This window comes from Dermacoccus sp. Ellin185 (genome assembly GCF_000152185.1).
Classification (GTDB): Bacteria; Actinomycetota; Actinomycetes; order Actinomycetales; family Dermatophilaceae; genus Dermacoccus; species Dermacoccus nishinomiyaensis.
Genome location: NZ_AEIQ01000115.1, coordinates 166,549 through 180,612, shown reverse-complemented (window position 1 = coordinate 180,612; position 14,064 = coordinate 166,549). Strand labels below are relative to the sequence as shown.

General features: G+C 68.6%; 14 protein-coding genes and 1 pseudogene. 9 read left to right on the top strand and 6 right to left on the bottom strand.

Annotation, left to right across the window (positions count from 1 at the left end):
- Nucleotides 1-191: 191 nt before the first annotated feature.
- The 3 genes from HMPREF0321_RS16205 to HMPREF0321_RS13280 all read right to left on the bottom strand — a co-directional run bounded on the left by HMPREF0321_RS16205 (nucleotide 192) and on the right by HMPREF0321_RS13280 (nucleotide 2,056).
- Nucleotides 192-587 carry a hypothetical protein gene (locus HMPREF0321_RS16205; protein WP_040015057.1) on the bottom strand — a complete coding sequence of 132 codons (396 nt, stop codon included), beginning with the start codon at nucleotides 585-587 and terminating at the stop codon, nucleotides 192-194.
- Nucleotides 584-973 carry a hypothetical protein gene (locus HMPREF0321_RS16200; RefSeq protein ID WP_006946935.1) on the bottom strand — a complete coding sequence of 130 codons (390 nt, stop codon included), beginning with the start codon at nucleotides 971-973 and terminating at the stop codon, nucleotides 584-586. The genes HMPREF0321_RS16205 and HMPREF0321_RS16200 overlap by 4 nt, the downstream gene beginning before the upstream one ends.
- A gap of 174 nt (nucleotides 974-1,147) precedes the next feature.
- The gene (locus HMPREF0321_RS13280) at nucleotides 1,148-2,056 is read right to left on the bottom strand and encodes a hypothetical protein (RefSeq protein WP_050786606.1); all 909 of its coding nucleotides are present in this window, start codon (nucleotides 2,054-2,056) and stop codon (nucleotides 1,148-1,150) included.
- Nucleotides 2,057-2,166: 110 nt separating this feature from the next.
- Here HMPREF0321_RS13280 and HMPREF0321_RS13275 point away from each other — a divergent pair, with 110 nt between their 5' ends.
- The 4 genes and pseudogenes from HMPREF0321_RS13275 to HMPREF0321_RS13260 all read left to right on the top strand — a co-directional run bounded on the left by HMPREF0321_RS13275 (nucleotide 2,167) and on the right by HMPREF0321_RS13260 (nucleotide 5,757).
- Nucleotides 2,167-3,198 carry a bifunctional 2-polyprenyl-6-hydroxyphenol methylase/3-demethylubiquinol 3-O-methyltransferase UbiG gene (locus HMPREF0321_RS13275; protein WP_006947024.1) on the top strand — a complete coding sequence of 344 codons (1,032 nt, stop codon included), beginning with the start codon at nucleotides 2,167-2,169 and terminating at the stop codon, nucleotides 3,196-3,198.
- Nucleotides 3,199-3,249: 51 nt separating this feature from the next.
- A pseudogene (locus HMPREF0321_RS15705) lies at nucleotides 3,250-4,194 on the top strand (RtcB family protein); the annotation flags it as partial.
- 212 nt (nucleotides 4,195-4,406) lie between these two features.
- The gene (locus tag HMPREF0321_RS13265; protein WP_040015055.1) at nucleotides 4,407-5,234 is read left to right on the top strand and encodes a hypothetical protein; all 828 of its coding nucleotides are present in this window, start codon (nucleotides 4,407-4,409) and stop codon (nucleotides 5,232-5,234) included.
- Nucleotides 5,235-5,331: 97 nt separating this feature from the next.
- On the top strand, nucleotides 5,332-5,757 hold the full coding sequence (locus tag HMPREF0321_RS13260; protein ID WP_006946995.1) for a YccF domain-containing protein: 426 nt from the start codon (nucleotides 5,332-5,334) through the stop codon (nucleotides 5,755-5,757).
- On the opposite strand, the gene HMPREF0321_RS13255 is transcribed toward HMPREF0321_RS13260, so the two are convergent.
- Nucleotides 5,751-6,017: a hypothetical protein gene (locus tag HMPREF0321_RS13255; protein WP_006947106.1), complete on the bottom strand. Its 267-nt coding sequence runs from the start codon at nucleotides 6,015-6,017 to the stop codon at nucleotides 5,751-5,753. The two genes, HMPREF0321_RS13260 and HMPREF0321_RS13255, sit on opposite strands and share 7 nt — an antisense overlap.
- Nucleotides 6,018-6,160: 143 nt before the next feature.
- On the bottom strand, nucleotides 6,161-6,790 hold the full coding sequence (locus tag HMPREF0321_RS13250; protein WP_006947091.1) for a maleylpyruvate isomerase family mycothiol-dependent enzyme: 630 nt from the start codon (nucleotides 6,788-6,790) through the stop codon (nucleotides 6,161-6,163).
- 116 nt (nucleotides 6,791-6,906) lie between these two features.
- Here HMPREF0321_RS13250 and HMPREF0321_RS13245 point away from each other — a divergent pair, with 116 nt between their 5' ends.
- Nucleotides 6,907-7,383 carry a YfbM family protein gene (locus tag HMPREF0321_RS13245; protein ID WP_083803280.1) on the top strand — a complete coding sequence of 159 codons (477 nt, stop codon included), beginning with the start codon at nucleotides 6,907-6,909 and terminating at the stop codon, nucleotides 7,381-7,383.
- An 87-nt stretch (nucleotides 7,384-7,470) separates the two neighbouring features.
- On the opposite strand, the gene HMPREF0321_RS13240 is transcribed toward HMPREF0321_RS13245, so the two are convergent.
- The gene (locus HMPREF0321_RS13240) at nucleotides 7,471-9,069 is read right to left on the bottom strand and encodes an APC family permease (protein ID WP_139023671.1); all 1,599 of its coding nucleotides are present in this window, start codon (nucleotides 9,067-9,069) and stop codon (nucleotides 7,471-7,473) included.
- 207 nt (nucleotides 9,070-9,276) lie between these two features.
- Between HMPREF0321_RS13240 and HMPREF0321_RS13235 the strand changes: the two genes are divergently transcribed.
- The 4 genes from HMPREF0321_RS13235 to HMPREF0321_RS13220 all read left to right on the top strand — a co-directional run bounded on the left by HMPREF0321_RS13235 (nucleotide 9,277) and on the right by HMPREF0321_RS13220 (nucleotide 13,941).
- Nucleotides 9,277-10,761: an aldehyde dehydrogenase gene (locus tag HMPREF0321_RS13235; RefSeq protein WP_040015095.1), complete on the top strand. Its 1,485-nt coding sequence runs from the start codon at nucleotides 9,277-9,279 to the stop codon at nucleotides 10,759-10,761.
- Nucleotides 10,762-10,931: 170 nt separating this feature from the next.
- Nucleotides 10,932-11,918, top strand: coding sequence for a 3,4-dihydroxyphenylacetate 2,3-dioxygenase (locus tag HMPREF0321_RS13230; RefSeq protein ID WP_006946967.1), 987 nt, complete (start codon nucleotides 10,932-10,934; stop codon nucleotides 11,916-11,918).
- A 60-nt stretch (nucleotides 11,919-11,978) separates the two neighbouring features.
- Entirely contained in the window at nucleotides 11,979-12,839 is an 861-nt protein-coding gene (locus HMPREF0321_RS13225; RefSeq protein WP_006946978.1) for a fumarylacetoacetate hydrolase family protein, read from the top strand.
- A 229-nt stretch (nucleotides 12,840-13,068) separates the two neighbouring features.
- Nucleotides 13,069-13,941, top strand: a complete 873-nt coding sequence (locus HMPREF0321_RS13220; protein WP_006947107.1) for a gamma-glutamyl-gamma-aminobutyrate hydrolase family protein — start codon at nucleotides 13,069-13,071, stop codon at nucleotides 13,939-13,941.
- Nucleotides 13,942-14,064 lie beyond the last annotated feature (123 nt).

Here is a 14,064-nt window from a genome sequence, read left to right as displayed (position 1 = left end):
ACGCCGGTGGGTGCCACCCGAATCTCGGGTGGCACCCACCGGCGTTCGTGGTGTGTGGTGGGTGCTGTGTCGGGACGGTCGGGTGGGGGTGCGAGATTTCTCGCGCGTGGCCCCACCGGCTAGCGTGGTCGAGCCGCGCGGACGAGGCGGGCCGTCAGGTTCGCGCGTGGCCCGTCAGTGGAAGGGCGGCGTCAGCCGAGCAGGTCGAGCTCCTCGGCTCGGATCTCGGTGACGTGGTTGCTGCCCTGGGTGCGCTGCTCGGTGACGTCGCCGCGCACGCGGATGACGGAGCCGAGGCGCAGGTGCTCGGTGGCGGGCAGCGGGCAGCACAGGGCGAGGCCGTCGTCGACGGTTCGGAAGCAGTGGCGCACGACGTCGGCGGTGTCGCCGTCACGTGGCGGGGTGGTGCCGGCGACGCGGGCGATGACGTCGACGGTGGTGCCCACGTCGGCGAGGAACGAGACGGACGTCGTCGTGCCGGAGCCTCGTTCGGCGGGGCCGGCGGCGACGCCGGAGTAGCGCTGGTCGGCGTCTTTGCGGTCTTGGCCGCGCACGATGCGCGGAATGGTCACGGGGAGGGAGATCACGTCATCCTCAAGGGGTTGAAGCAGTCGCGGAGCACCGTGACGCGCGTGGCGTCGCGGGTGGTGTGGGCCTTGACGAGGCCGGACAGGGCGAGTCGTTCACCCTCGGTGATGCCGTAACGGCGCTGAGTCGACCACTCGAGGAGATCGTTCGTGCCCTCGACGCGCAGCACGTAGTTGAACGTGCGTCGCGCGGCGGTGACATGTTCGACGACGACGCGCAGGCGCAGCTGTTCGCCCTGCGTGCCGATCCATTCGCTCGCGGTGTGGCGCGCGAGGATGCCGGCAGCTGTGCTGGGCTTCCCGGCATGGCCGCGGGTGGACATGGCGTCGGTTGCGGAGGTCGTGACGCGGTGCGCGTGTGGGCACATGAAGGCTGGCGCAGACATCGACTTCCCCTCTCCGTGAACGATGGTCTCGGTATGAGGACGCGTGGACCCCCACGCAGGTTGCGTGGGGTGCTCGAGCAATCGTGTGTTCCCCTCTTTCGAGCGTAACGCGCATCGCCCCCTCGGACGGCGGTCGCGAGGAGGCGATATGACGGGCGGGCGAGACGTGTGTCGCTATGCCTTGCGGCGCAGCGCCTTGGGGGCGCCGAGAGCGGCCGCGACGCCGAGGGCCGAGCGGGGTGCCCAGGCCGTGCGCCACAAGCCACCGTGTGCGGCGCCGTCGCTGAAGAGTTCTTCGGCGTGGGCGCGCTGAGGCGCGGCGCCGGGGGCGAGGTCGTCACGCATGACGTCGTGGACGAGCAGCGCCGCCATGAGCGCGCGGCTCGTCTCGGCGGCGAAGACCTCGACACCGAAGTGGTGCGCGCCGGCGTAGGCGGCCTTGAGGGCGGTGTTCTTCGTCACCGACCGGGTGAACGTCGCGGGTGCGACGTTGAACGAGACGCGGCGCCCGTCAGCCTCCGAGGCGACGGCGCGCCAGCGCTGCAGGCGCTTCGCGACGGCGTAGTTGGGGCCCTGCTGGGCGATGATGCAGTCGGTGACGCGCGAGCCCTTCGGGTAGGGCTCGGTGAACAGTTGGCCGCGTGACGCGGTGCGCAGCGCGCGCTTCGCGAAACCCTTGCTGCCGTGGCGTGACCACCTCGAGCGGGCGGCGTCGATGATCTCCTGGGGTACGACGAACGCGTCGGTCGGCGTCGCGAGATAGGCGAGCACCGTCGTCGGGCGGCGCTCCTGCAGCCAGGTGGCGATGAGGTCGGCGGCGAGCGTCAGGCGGATGTGCATGCCCGAATCGGCATAGGCGTGCATGCCGAGGACGACGGTGTCGTCACCCGCCTGCTCGTCGATCCACGCAGCGACGGCCGCGGTGTCGCGCGTGATGTCGGCGCCCGTCTCGCCGTCCTTCGTCGGCAGGCTGACGTGGCCCGCACCGTCGCGCGCCATCTTCTCGAGGCGCTCGCTGACGCGGGGGATGTCGATCGCGAGGATGCGTGCGCCCCAGCTCGACAGCATCTCGAGCGGCCCCATCTCGGCGCCGACATCATCACGGTGCGACGTTGCATAAGTGGGCCCGCTGCGGTTGACCATGACGAAGAAATCGGTGGCGTGGTTCGTCAGGTCACGGCAGACTCGACGTCATGAACGACACGCAGCTCTCGACCGCAGCCACGTCGCCGACGGCGACGGCTGGTAGTGAGCAGTACCTGCACGTCAACAAGGCCAACTGGGATGACCGTGCCGTCGCCCATGCCGCGAGCCCCGACTATTCGGTGCAGCACTTCATCGACCACCCCGACGCCATCAGCCGTGTCGTCCGGTTCGACGTGGAGCGTGCGCCGGGGCTCGGATCGCTCGACGGGCTCGACGTCGTCCACCTCCAGTGCCACATCGGCACCGACACGTTGTCGCTGAAACGGCTTGGCGCGCAGCGCGTCACGGGTGTCGACCTGTCGCCGAAGTCGTTGGAAGAGGCCCGGCGCATCGCCGCTGCAGCCGGACACGGCGACATCGAGTACGTCGAATCCGACGTCTACTCGGCGCCGGAAGCCCTGGGCGGCAGGCAGTTCGACCTCGTCTACACCGGCATCGGCGCGCTGTGTTGGCTGCCCAGCATCGAACGCTGGGCCCAGGTCGTCGCGGCGCTGCTCAAGCCCGGCGGGCGACTGTTCATCCGCGAAGGCCACCCGATGCTTTGGGCGATGGGCGACCACCCAGCCACCGCGAAACGCACCCTGCGCGATGACGAATTCACCACCCCTGCCGTGGAGTTCCCCTACTTCGAGCAGGAGCAACCACTCGTGTTCGACGACGGCGGCACCTACGTCGAGACCGACCACGAGTTCACCGCGAACGTCACGCACGAATGGAATCACGGGCTCGGCGAGGTCGTCACGGCGCTGCTGAAGGCCGGGCTCCGACTCGACGGGCTGGTCGAGCACCAGAGCGTCCCGTGGAACGCCCTGCCCGGCCAGATGGTCGAGATCGAACCGAACGAGTGGCAACTCGCCGAGAATCCCGCGCGGCTCGCCGCGACCTACACCTTGACGGCAACAAAGCCTGCGGACGTCGACGACGCAGGCAGCGCGCGCCTCACCGCACCCGAAGCATCTGCGTCGCAGGGCCCCCCGAAGCCGCCGGCATCGGACGAACCCTCGGCCCGAACGACCTGACGTCTGCTCCGTATCTCCATGCGGCGCAGGCGAACACGCAAGGAGAACACCATGGAGCGAATCAACGCGAAGCTGTACAACTGGGCCTCGATCCTCGAGGAATCGACCCGCGAACAGGCCCTGACGACGGCGTCGATGCCATTCATCTTCCCGCACCTCGCGCTCATGCCCGACGCTCACCTCGGTCGCGGCGCCACCGTCGGCTCCGTCATCCCGACGCTCGGCGCGATGTCTTAGGTCGCGCCGCGACGCAGCCCTGCGGGCCTCGCTGCGCTCATGTCCTCGGGTTGCTGCGGCACTCCGTCATACCCGCCGCCGTCGGCGTCGACATCGGCTGCGGCATGATCGCGGTGCGCACGCAGCACACCGCCACCGACCTGCCCGTCGACCGTGCGCCCGTACGTCAGGCGATCGAGCGCGCCATCCCGCTGTCGGCCGGGGGAGTGAACCGCACGATCAGCCGCGACCACACGCGCACGCGCCTCGACGAACTCAGCGCCATGGCCGCCGACGCCGGGTTCGACCCCGCGACGTACGCGAAGAACTGGACGCTACAGCTCGGCTCGCTGGGCTCGGGCAACCACTTCATCGAGATCTCCCTCGACGAGGACGACCGCGTCTGGCTGTTCCTGCACTCCGGTTCGCGCGGCGTCGGCAACAAGATCGCCCAGCACCACATCAAGACGGCGACCGACTACTGCGCGACGAACTGGATCGACCTGCCCGACCGCGACCTCGCATACCTCGTCCAGGGCACACCCCAGTTCGACGCCTACTCCCGGTCGCGCCGCGACGCAGCCCTGCGGGCCTCGCTGCGCTCGTGTCCTCGGGATGCTGCGGCACTCCGGCATCCGCGAACTCGAGTGGGCACAGCACTTCGCCCTGCTCAACCGCGAAGAAATGATGGACCGCGTCGTCCGCCAGTACAGCGAATGGGCTGGCGAACCCGTCATCGAACAGGAACGCATCAACTGCCACCACAATTACACAGAGCGTCTTCCGGCTTCCCAGGCGCGATCGCTGTTTCTTCCGGCGGAAGGGGTTCACAAGCTCACCCCATCCGCTCGGTGCGACACGAGCTGGTCACGCTTCTCACGCCCCACCTGGCGGATACCGGGTGGGGCGCGAGCAGCTCAAAGCGATCTACACGACGCGTCGGTCGAGAAATTCAGTTGTGGCGTGGGGCGCCGGGCTGCGAGATTCACCCCATGAACCCTGAGGCGTTTCGCGACCTGTACGACTCTCAGCTGCGCGGTCGGGCGGAGGTGGCCGACGCCGACGAGGTGACGCCGATCGGCCCGGTGTTCGCTGCGACGTTCCCGGGCCGGCGGCGCGGATTCGTCACCTACGACCCGTTCGTCATGGATGGCGGGCTCGACGAACTCATCGACGCCGTCGTCAGCCATTTCGAGGCCGACGAGCGCGTCGACCACTTCGAATGGAAGACGCGCGGCCACGACGTCCTGCCGCGGCTGCTCCAGCGGCTCGAGGCGCGCGGATTCGAACTGGAAGAGCCCGAGACGGTCATGGTCGGGTCGGTCGACGACGTCATCGCCGCCGACGAGGGCCTGCCCGCCGGGTACACGCTCGAACGCGCCACCACCGAGCAGGCGATGCGTGACGCCGAAGGCCTCGCCGGGCGCGTCTTCGGCGATTCCCCCGAGCGCAGCCGACGTCAGGGCGACGAACTCGTCGAGCGCATGAGGCGCGATCCGGAAAGCTTCGAGATGTGGTTCGTGCGCGACTCGGCAGGCGACATCGTGTGCTCGGGGCGGGTCGATTTCGTGGACGACACCGACTTCGCGGCCCTGTGGGGTGGCGCGTGCGACGAACGTCATCGCGGGCGAGGCCTCTATCGTGTGCTCGCGGCGCAGCGCGCCCGAGCGGCCAAGACGCGCGGAAAGGCGCTGCTGCAGGTCGACTGCACCGAGTACTCGCGCCCCATCCTGCAGCGTGCGGGCCTCGTCGCGGTGACGACGTCGACACCCGCCGTCTGGCGACGGCCTGCCTCGAACACGTCTGGCGCACCCTGCTGAGGTGGCATGTGAGGCGACCCAGGAGCGATTCAGGTCATCTGGATAGGCTGTGGAGGTCGTATCGACACCACCCGGGTTCGACGACACGGGGAGAACAATGAAGACGTTGCTCAACATCATCTGGTTCGTGTTCGCCGGGGTGTGGTTGTGGTTGAGCTACATGCTCGCCGGGCTCATCATGTGCATTCTCATCGTGACGATCCCGTTCGGCGTCGCGTCGTTCCGCATCGCCAACTTCGCCGTGTGGCCGTTCGGGCGCACGTACGTCGACAAGCCGACAGCGGGCGTCGGGTCGATGATCGGCAACATCATCTGGTTCGTGCTCGCGGGCATCTGGATCGCCATCGCGCACATCGGCACAGCCATCGCCCTCGCCGTCACGATCATCGGTCTGCCCCTCGCCTGGGCGAACCTCAAGATGATCCCGCTCGCACTGTTCCCGCTGGGCAAGCAGATCGTCCCCGAGAGCGCGGCGCGCCCACTCATGCCGCAGGCCGGCACGCCGACGACGTCGCGCTACTGACGCGGCGCCGGCGGCGCAGCCCCAGGGTCGTCGGAGTAGGGGTACGGCTTGGATTCATCGTCCGCGCCGATGCCGTAACCGTGCTGTTTCTCCGGGGCCTCGACTGCCATCCACGTCCGGATCATCCCCGGTACGAGGAAGGCCACCCACGCGATCGGCCACGCGTGGAAGGCGAAGCCGAGCACGAGAAACACGATGAGCGCCAACGAGCCGGAGATCGCGAGCAACTTCTGAGCCGTGGAGTTCGATGAGGCGTTCATGACTCCAGTCTCGGCGCGCCGTTCGTCGCCTCACGCGGCCGACCGTCACGAATCACCCATGAGATGTGTCATGGGTCCACCGCCCGATGTTGCCCGGGAACCGAGGCACCCGCGCCTCGAATCCCGGGCAACACGGGGGAGCGTCAGCGCGTCAGGCGCGCGCGGTACGTCTCGACGCCGTCGCCGGACAGGTCGTCGAGGTAGGCGGTGCGTCCGAGCATCGTCATGATGAGCGCGATGATCGGCCCCGAGACGACGTCGCCCTTGCCCGTCTCCCACTTCTGGTCGGTGGCCATGAGGTGCAGACCCTTGATGCGGTCGCCCGCGCCCATGCCGAGGCCCGCGTCCTTGTAGTGGTCGGCGAGCTGACGCAGCGTCTCGGCGGGGTAGGTGTGTTCGATGTCGAGCGCGCGGCGGATGTCCTCGGCGTGCACGACGACCTCGCCGAGCGCGGCCTCCGCGGAGAACGGCGCCACGCGCTCGTGCATCGACTCGCGGAAGGCCTCGAGCGTCTCGGCGGGTGTGCCACCAGAGAAACGCGCAACGCCGGCGTCGATGACGGCCTGGACGTTGCCCTTGTGCGTCAGCATCTGCTTCGCGGCGCTCGCCTTCGACGTGCGCGCCGACGACGCGAGGTGCGCGACAACCTGCTGCACGCTCCAGTCCTCGCACAGCGACGGGGCTCGCCACTGTGCGTCACTCAGCCCCGCGAGATCCTCGAGCAGCGACTCGCGCTCGTCGTGGACGGACTTCCAGGTGATCTCGTGCGACATCGTCAGCCTTTCGAAGGGCCCGGGGCGCCCGGGCGTGCCGTGTTCGCCCCCAGTCTGCCAGCCGCGGCTGACGGCGGCGCTGACACGCGGGGGGCGTGGGCAGTACCGTCGGGCCCATGGGAATGATCTGGACGGCCTACCGCATGGACGATACCGAGGCGCAGCGACTCGTCACTGACCTCACGTCGACGGGTGACGCGCCCCTGCAGGCGCTCGAGACGCTCGAGAAGTTCGACGACGAGCGCATGCTCGATGTCGACAAGGCCTGGCATGCGCTCGAGCGCCTCTACAAGCAGGCGCACGCTCCGAGCCCGATCTCGGAGGGGCGGGTGCCTGACTCCGAGGATGTCGTCGTCGGCCACGTGACGCCCGCGCGTGTGACGGCGATCGCCGCCGCGATGGGCCGCATCACGCCGAGCATCCTGCGCAAGGGCTACGACGCGAAGAAGTTCACGCGCGACGAGATCTACCCGGATATCTGGGACGAGGACGACGTGCTCGACGTGTACGTCATGCCCTACGACGCCGAGCTGCGCGAGTTCTACGCCAAGGCAGCCGAGGCGGACGAAGCCGTCATCTGGCAGCTGAACTGACGTCCGTCGCGCTCGAACCGGGCGCCTCAGAACGCAGCGCGCCCACCCCATCGAGTGACGAGGTGGGCGCGCTGCGTCGCGGGTCGTTCAGGGCGTCGGTGCCGCCGACGTCCCGTCGATCTCTGTTGCGCCGTCGGTCGTCTTGACGCGGTCCATGCCCATGAGCGCCCACTGCTGCGGCGCGCGGGCCTTGAGGACGAACGACGAGATGACACCGATGACGACGGCGACGCCGATGAGCGCGGGCAGCTGCCACGCGAGGGCGCTGTTCGGGTCTCCGATGAGGTTGCCGAACTGCGATGCGGCATACGCAGCGACGCCGCCCATGAACACGGCCGAGAGCGCGGGCGCGACGAGGGTGCGCCAGAGCCCGCCGAGGCCGGTGCCGGCGGTGGCGACGTCACCCGTCACCGCGTCGTCGGCTGCGGCCTTGCCTCGTGCGCCCCGGTACTTCGCGAAGAACACGACCACGGCGAGCGACGCGAACGCCATGAGGAACAGGATGGCGAGCGTGCCGAGCTGCGTCAGCCAGGTGAACAGGGCGAGCACGGGATCCTTGTCGGTGACGACGAAGATCGTCAGGACGACGGCGGCGAGCACCGTCTGGCTGATCGAGCCCATGTGCGGCGACAGGTGCACCGTGTGCGTGTGGCCGAGGCGGGCGGGCACGAGCCCCTCGCGTCCGAGGGCGAACAGGTAGCGCGCGACGGCGTTGTGGAACGCGAGCAGCGCCGCGAAGACGGATGTCGCGAACAGCAGCGACATCACCTTCGTCGCGCTCGAACCGAGGTAGGTGTCGCCCAGTTCGAAGAGGAAGACCGTCGGGTCCGGCTTGAGGCCGCCGAGGTGCTCGACGAGCGTCGAACCGCCCTGCGCGCTCACCATGAGGAACGTCGTGATCGAGTAGAAGACACCGATGACGGCGACGGCGAGGTACGTCGCGCGCGGCACGGTGCGACGCGGATCCTTCGCCTCCTCCGAGTAGATCGTCGTCGACTCGAACCCGATGTAGCTCGCCGAGTTGAACAGCAGTGCGATGGCGAGCGAACCGCTTGTCAGGGCGTCGAAGCTGAACGAATCCCAGGCCAGGTGCGATGCGACACCGCCGTGGCCGCCCTCCCCACCCTTGCCGATGATGGCGCCGTCGAGCAGGAGGACGATGAGGAATTCCGCGGCGACGAGGACGCCGAGCACCTTGACGGACAGATCGACCTGGCGGTAGCCGAGCAGCGCGATGACGGCCCACGCGACGAACGCGCACGCCCACCACGGCGGGTCGAAGCCGAGGTTGTCCGCGCAGAAGCTGGCGGTGGCCGAGCCGAAGAGGCCGTAGAGGCCGATCTGCATGGCGTTGTAACCGAGCAGCGCGATCCACGCCGCAGCGCCGCCGGCATGCTGGCCGAGGCCGCGCGCCACGTACGCGTAGAACGCGCCCGTGCTCGTGTGGTGACGTGCCATCGCGGTGTAGCCGACGGCGAACAGCAGCAGCATGGCGCTGACGATGAGGTACGCGAACGGAATGCCTCGCCCGTTGCCGACGAGCATCGCGACGGGCGCGCCGCCGGCCATCGCCGTCAGGGGCGCGGCGGCGGAGACGACGATGAACGCGATCGCGATGACCCCGAGGCGTCCGGAACGCAGGCGATGCTCGGTGTGTGGGATGTCGGAATCCGCGCGCGGACTCATGTCGGGAGACGACGTGGGAGTTGCCATGCCGGGCCTTTCGTTCGGGGGCGAACGATCTCGCCTCGGGGGTCACGGTAACCCATGATGTGATCTGAGACACACGAGGATCAGATGACGATTTCATCTCGCCGCACGATGTCCGTTTGGGCCCGAACGATTGGTAGTGTGATGCGCATCACCGCACCAGCCAACCTTGCGAGGAGCGTCATGGTCACCGCGCCGCAGCCCGAGAAGATCACCGTCGAGGGGGTCGAGGTCGATACGCGTCACTGGATCGGTGGCGAGCGCGTCGCCAGCGCTGACGGTGCGACGTTCACCGACGTCTCCCCGATCGACGAGAGCGTCATCGGCGAGATCAGCGCAGGCGCCGAGGCCGAGGTCGACGCTGCCGTCGCTGCTGCGCGCAAGGCCTTTCCGGCATGGGCCGGCATGCCGGTCGCGGAGCGCGCGGCGCTGCTGCGCAACGTCGCCGACGGCGTCGAGGCGCGCGTCGAGGAGCTCGCGCACGTCGAGACGCGCGACAACGGCGCGCTGCTGCGTAGCCACCTTCGCGGCGTCATGCCGCGCGTCGCGATGAACTTCCGCTTCTTCGCCGACTACCTCGAGAACGACCTCGCCCACCCGGACATGACGGTGCCCGGGCGCGGCCATCGCGAACGCATCACGTACGACCCGGCCGGCGTCGTCGCCATCATCACGCCGTGGAACGCGCCGCTCATGCTCGCGACCTGGCGCATCGGCCCGGCGCTCGCGGCGGGCAACACCGTCGTCGTCAAGCCGCCGGAGTGGGCGCCGCTGACGGCGTCGCTGCTCGCCGACATCATGCGTGACGCTGGCCTGCCCGACGGTGTGTTCAACGTCGTGCAGGGCACCGGCGTCGACGCGGGCGCCCCGCTGACGCGTCACCCCGGCATCAACCGGCTGTGCTTAACCGGCTCCGTCCCGACGGCCGGCGTCATAGCTGCTGCGGCCGCGCCGAACATCGTCCCGTTGTCGTTCGAGCTGGGCGGCAAGTCGCCGCTGCTCGTGCTCGACGACGCCGACATGGATCTGGCCGTCGACATCGCCGTCGAGCAGTTCGACAACGCCGGGCAGGTCTGTCTCAAGGGCGCGCGTCTGCTCGTCGACGCCAAGATCGCCGAGGAGTTCACGCAGCGTGTGCTCGACAAGGCTCGCACGCTCAAGCAGGGTGACCCGCGCGACCTGACGAGCGACGTCTCCGCACTCATCACGCGCAAGCACTTCGAGACCGTCGACGGTTTCGTCCAGCGCGCCAAGGCGGACGGTGCGCGCGTCCTCATGGGCGGGGGGCCGAACGACGAGCTGGGCGGCTTGTTCTACTCGCCGACGATCCTCGCCGACTGCCCCGCAGGCTCGGAGATCCTCACCGAGGAGGTCTTCGGCCCCGTCCTCACGATCGAGACGTTCGACGGCGACGAGGCCGGCGTCGCGATGGCGAACGACACGCGCTTCGGGCTCGCCGCGACGCTCGTGACGTCGGACCCCGAGCGGGCAGAAAGCGTTTCGGCGCAACTGCGCGCGGGCACCGTCTGGGTCAACTGCTTCTTCGTCCGCGACCTCGGCGCGCCGTTCGGTGGCAGCGGCCAGTCCGGTATCGGCCGCGAGGGCGGCATCTGGAGCTTCGACTTCTACTGCGACGTGAAGAACTCCGTCTTCGCGCCGAGCAACTGAACGATCGAGTCGCTGAACAACTGAATGGCCGAGAAATTGTGCGGCACTGCTCGCAGGTGCCCGCCGCACATCTTTTGCGTGCGGGGCACCTGGGTGCACGTGCACGCAAAGGATGGCGGGCCTTGGGGCAGGTCAATGACGAGAAACGACGATGAACGAAGGAGACGGACATGGGTGAAGTGGTAGGCGCCGGTCTGCTGGCGCACGTGCCGACGATCATGCTGCCCGAGGACGTGCGGCGCAGCCTCAACAACGGCGAGGACACGACGCTCGTCGCCGGGCTCCAGCAGTTGCGGCGCGAGGTGTTCGACGTGCTCGACTACGACACCGTCGTCGTACTCGACAGCCACTGGGCGACGACCGTCGAGTTCGTCGTCACGGCGCAGGATCGCCGCTCGGGGCTGTTCACGTCGGAGGAGTTGCCGCGCGGCATGACGCGCCGTCACTACGACTTCCCCGGCGACCCGGAGCTCGCGCACCTCATCGCGAGCAAGGCCGACGAGCACGGCACGTGGATCACCGCGATCGACGACCACTCGCTGCCGATCTTCTACGCGACGACGAACATGTGGGAGTACCTCGGCAAGGGCCTCGACGACAAGAAGTGGATCTCCATCGGCGTGTGCCAAACAGCCGACACGGAGGACAACCTGCGCCTCGGCCGCGCGCTCGGTGACGCCATCCGCGAGAGCGACCGCAAGGTGCTGCTCATCGCCTCCGGCGCGCTCAGCCACACGTTCTGGCCGCTGCGCAAGCTGCGCGACCACGAGGCCGCCAGCAGCGAGCACATCTTCTCGCAGGAGGCGTGCCAGGCCGACCTGCAGCGCATGGAATGGTTCGCGAACGGCGATCACGCGCGCGTCCTCGACACGATGGACGAGTTCTACCGGTACAAGCCCGAAGCACGATTCGGGCACTACCTCATGATGATCGGTGCCCTCGGCGAAGGCGACTGCACCGCCCCGTCGCGTCAGTACGGCGAGTACGAGAACTCCGTCGGTACTGGCCAGGTGCACCTGTGGTTCGACCAGCCCGACGGTGGCTTCCCCGCGCCGCACCGCACCGTCATCGACGACGACGTCTTGCGTCAGAAGGCTGCCTCGGCGGCTGCTGAGGCGGGCCCGCAACACATTCCCGACGTCCCGGCCGCGGGCTGAGGGCGTCGGCTGTCCGCCGACCTTGACCTTGATCCCGATCCACCCCACGAGGAGAACCCGATGACCCTGCGCGAAACCCGCCGCATCCTGCTGGACGGCAACCCCGTCGACGTCGTCGTCGACGGTGACGACCTCGTCGCCGGCGACGGTCGTCGCGTCGCCATCGCCGACGCGACGCACCTGCCGCCCGTGACGCCGAGCAAGATTGTCTGCGTGCACCTCAACTACCGCAGCCGCGTCGACGAGATGATGACGACGCTGCCGAAGGCGCCGACGTACTTCCACAAGCCCGTCTCCGCGCTCAACACGCACGAGGGTGCCGTCGTGCGCCCCGAGGGTTGCAAGTGGCTCAACTACGAGGGCGAGATCGCCATCGTCATCGGCAAGACGTGCCGCAACATCTCGCCCGACGAGGCCGGCGACTACATCCGCGGCTACACCGTCGCCAACGACTACGGCCTGCACGACTTCCGCGACACCGACTCCGGTTCGATGCTGCGCGTCAAGGGTGCCGACACGCTCTGCCCCGTCGGCCCCGGCGTCATCGAGGGCTGGGATTTCCGCGGCAAGCGCATCCGCACCCTCGTCAACGGTGAGGTGAAGCAGGACGGCACGACCGACGAGATGGAGTGGAACATGCACTACCTCGTCGCCGACATCGCCCGCACCATCACGCTGCAGCCCGGCGACCTGCTGCTGTCCGGCACGCCCGCCATCTCGCGGACGGTGTACCCCGGTGACGTCGTCGAGGTCGAGGTCGAAGGCCTCGGCACGCTGCGCAACCACATCGTGACGGGCCCGACGCCCATCCGCACCGACGTCGGCGCGCAGGTCACCGAGTCGGAGGAAGTCCTCTCCGCCGCCCAGGGTGGCGACTGGGAGTTCCGCGGTATCCGAAAGCCGATGCCTCCGCAGCCGTGATGCCCGCGCCTTCCGGCGCGTCTTCCGGCGGTGTGGCTTCGCAGGCTCAGCCGCACCGCTCGGTGCGACACGACCGGCGGGGGCGGCGCGGAATGATGTCCCACTCGGTGTTGATACGCACGATGTAGGAGTTGTTCGTGGCGAAATCTCCCCACGTGGTGTCGAAACGCACCACGTGGGAGAACTTTGAGGTGATGACGATGACGATGACGACTAGGCGGGTGACGGCGTGAGTCGACCCATCATCGCGATGCCGGCGCGGTTCTCCGCGTCCGCGTCAGCTCTGCGCTACGGCGCAGATGTCATGGCGCGCGCGCTCATGGACGCCGTCTGGGCGGCGGGGGGCGAGCCGGTCGTCATCCACCCCGTTGCCCCGATCGCCGAGCCGATGACCGCTGGGGGCGATGACGGCACCGAGCGCGGGGCTCCCGACGCACTCGTCGACCCAACGCGTGGATTCGCCGGTATTCCAGACGCGTTCGTCGACCAGGTCGCCGAACGCGTGGCCTTCGCCGATGGCATCCTCCTGCCCGGTGGTGGCGACATCTCGCCCGTCTGGACAGGCGAAGCGATGCACGACACCCACTACGACGTCGACGTCGAACAGGACGCGTTCGACTTCGCACTCGCGCGCGTCATCGTCGGACGGGCCGTGCCGGTGCTCGCGATCTGTCGTGGCATGCAGTTGCTCAACGTGGCCTTGGGGGGCACGTTGCACTTCGACATGGACGACGAGCTCGGCGTGTCGGCGCACCGTCATCGCGTCGAGGACGTCGAGCTCGACCCGTCGTCTCGCCTCGCGCAGGTGCTCGGCGGGTCGAGCGTCAAGGCCAGCTGCTACCACCACCAGTGCCTACGGGACGTCGCGCCCGGCTGGCGGGTCGTCGCGCGTGCCGATGACGGGACGACGGAAGCCGTCGAACTCGACCCGACGACCGACGCTGTGGCGGCAAGCACCTCGGCGAGCGAGCGCGAGTCAGGCCTTGTGGGCGCGGGGGCCAGCATCGTCGCGGTGCAATGGCACCCGGAGGACACCTTCGACACCGATGCGCAGCAACTGCGATTGTTCAGCGACCTCGTCGAACGCGCCCGTCACGCCTGAGCGCGACGCACTTTCGACGCCGACGTGCAACAACTGCGGCTGCTCAGCGATCTCGTCGAGCGCGCTCGTCACGCCTGAGCCCACGCACACTGACCCCGGTTCTTCACGCTGTGTTTCCGGGGA

What these genes read in the sequence shown, in the direction of transcription:
- HMPREF0321_RS13280 (WP_050786606.1), bottom strand. Translation starts at nt 2,056, where the DNA reads ATGGGGCCGCTCGAGATGCTGTCGAGCTGGGGCGCACGCATCCTCGCG.
- HMPREF0321_RS13255 (WP_006947106.1), bottom strand. Translation starts at nt 6,017, where the DNA reads ATGAACGCCTCATCGAACTCCACGGCTCAGAAGTTGCTCGCGATCTCC.
- HMPREF0321_RS13250 (WP_006947091.1), bottom strand. Translation starts at nt 6,790, where the DNA reads ATGTCGCACGAGATCACCTGGAAGTCCGTCCACGACGAGCGCGAGTCG.
- HMPREF0321_RS13245 (WP_083803280.1), top strand. Translation starts at nt 6,907, where the DNA reads ATGGGAATGATCTGGACGGCCTACCGCATGGACGATACCGAGGCGCAG.
- HMPREF0321_RS13265 (WP_040015055.1), top strand. Translation starts at nt 4,407, where the DNA reads ATGAACCCTGAGGCGTTTCGCGACCTGTACGACTCTCAGCTGCGCGGT.
- HMPREF0321_RS13275 (WP_006947024.1), top strand. Translation starts at nt 2,167, where the DNA reads ATGAACGACACGCAGCTCTCGACCGCAGCCACGTCGCCGACGGCGACG.
- HMPREF0321_RS13225 (WP_006946978.1), top strand. Translation starts at nt 11,979, where the DNA reads ATGACCCTGCGCGAAACCCGCCGCATCCTGCTGGACGGCAACCCCGTC.
- HMPREF0321_RS13230 (WP_006946967.1), top strand. Translation starts at nt 10,932, where the DNA reads ATGGGTGAAGTGGTAGGCGCCGGTCTGCTGGCGCACGTGCCGACGATC.
- HMPREF0321_RS13240 (WP_139023671.1), bottom strand. Translation starts at nt 9,069, where the DNA reads ATGAGTCCGCGCGCGGATTCCGACATCCCACACACCGAGCATCGCCTG.
- HMPREF0321_RS13260 (WP_006946995.1), top strand. Translation starts at nt 5,332, where the DNA reads ATGAAGACGTTGCTCAACATCATCTGGTTCGTGTTCGCCGGGGTGTGG.
- HMPREF0321_RS16200 (WP_006946935.1), bottom strand. Translation starts at nt 973, where the DNA reads ATGTCTGCGCCAGCCTTCATGTGCCCACACGCGCACCGCGTCACGACC.
- HMPREF0321_RS13235 (WP_040015095.1), top strand. Translation starts at nt 9,277, where the DNA reads ATGGTCACCGCGCCGCAGCCCGAGAAGATCACCGTCGAGGGGGTCGAG.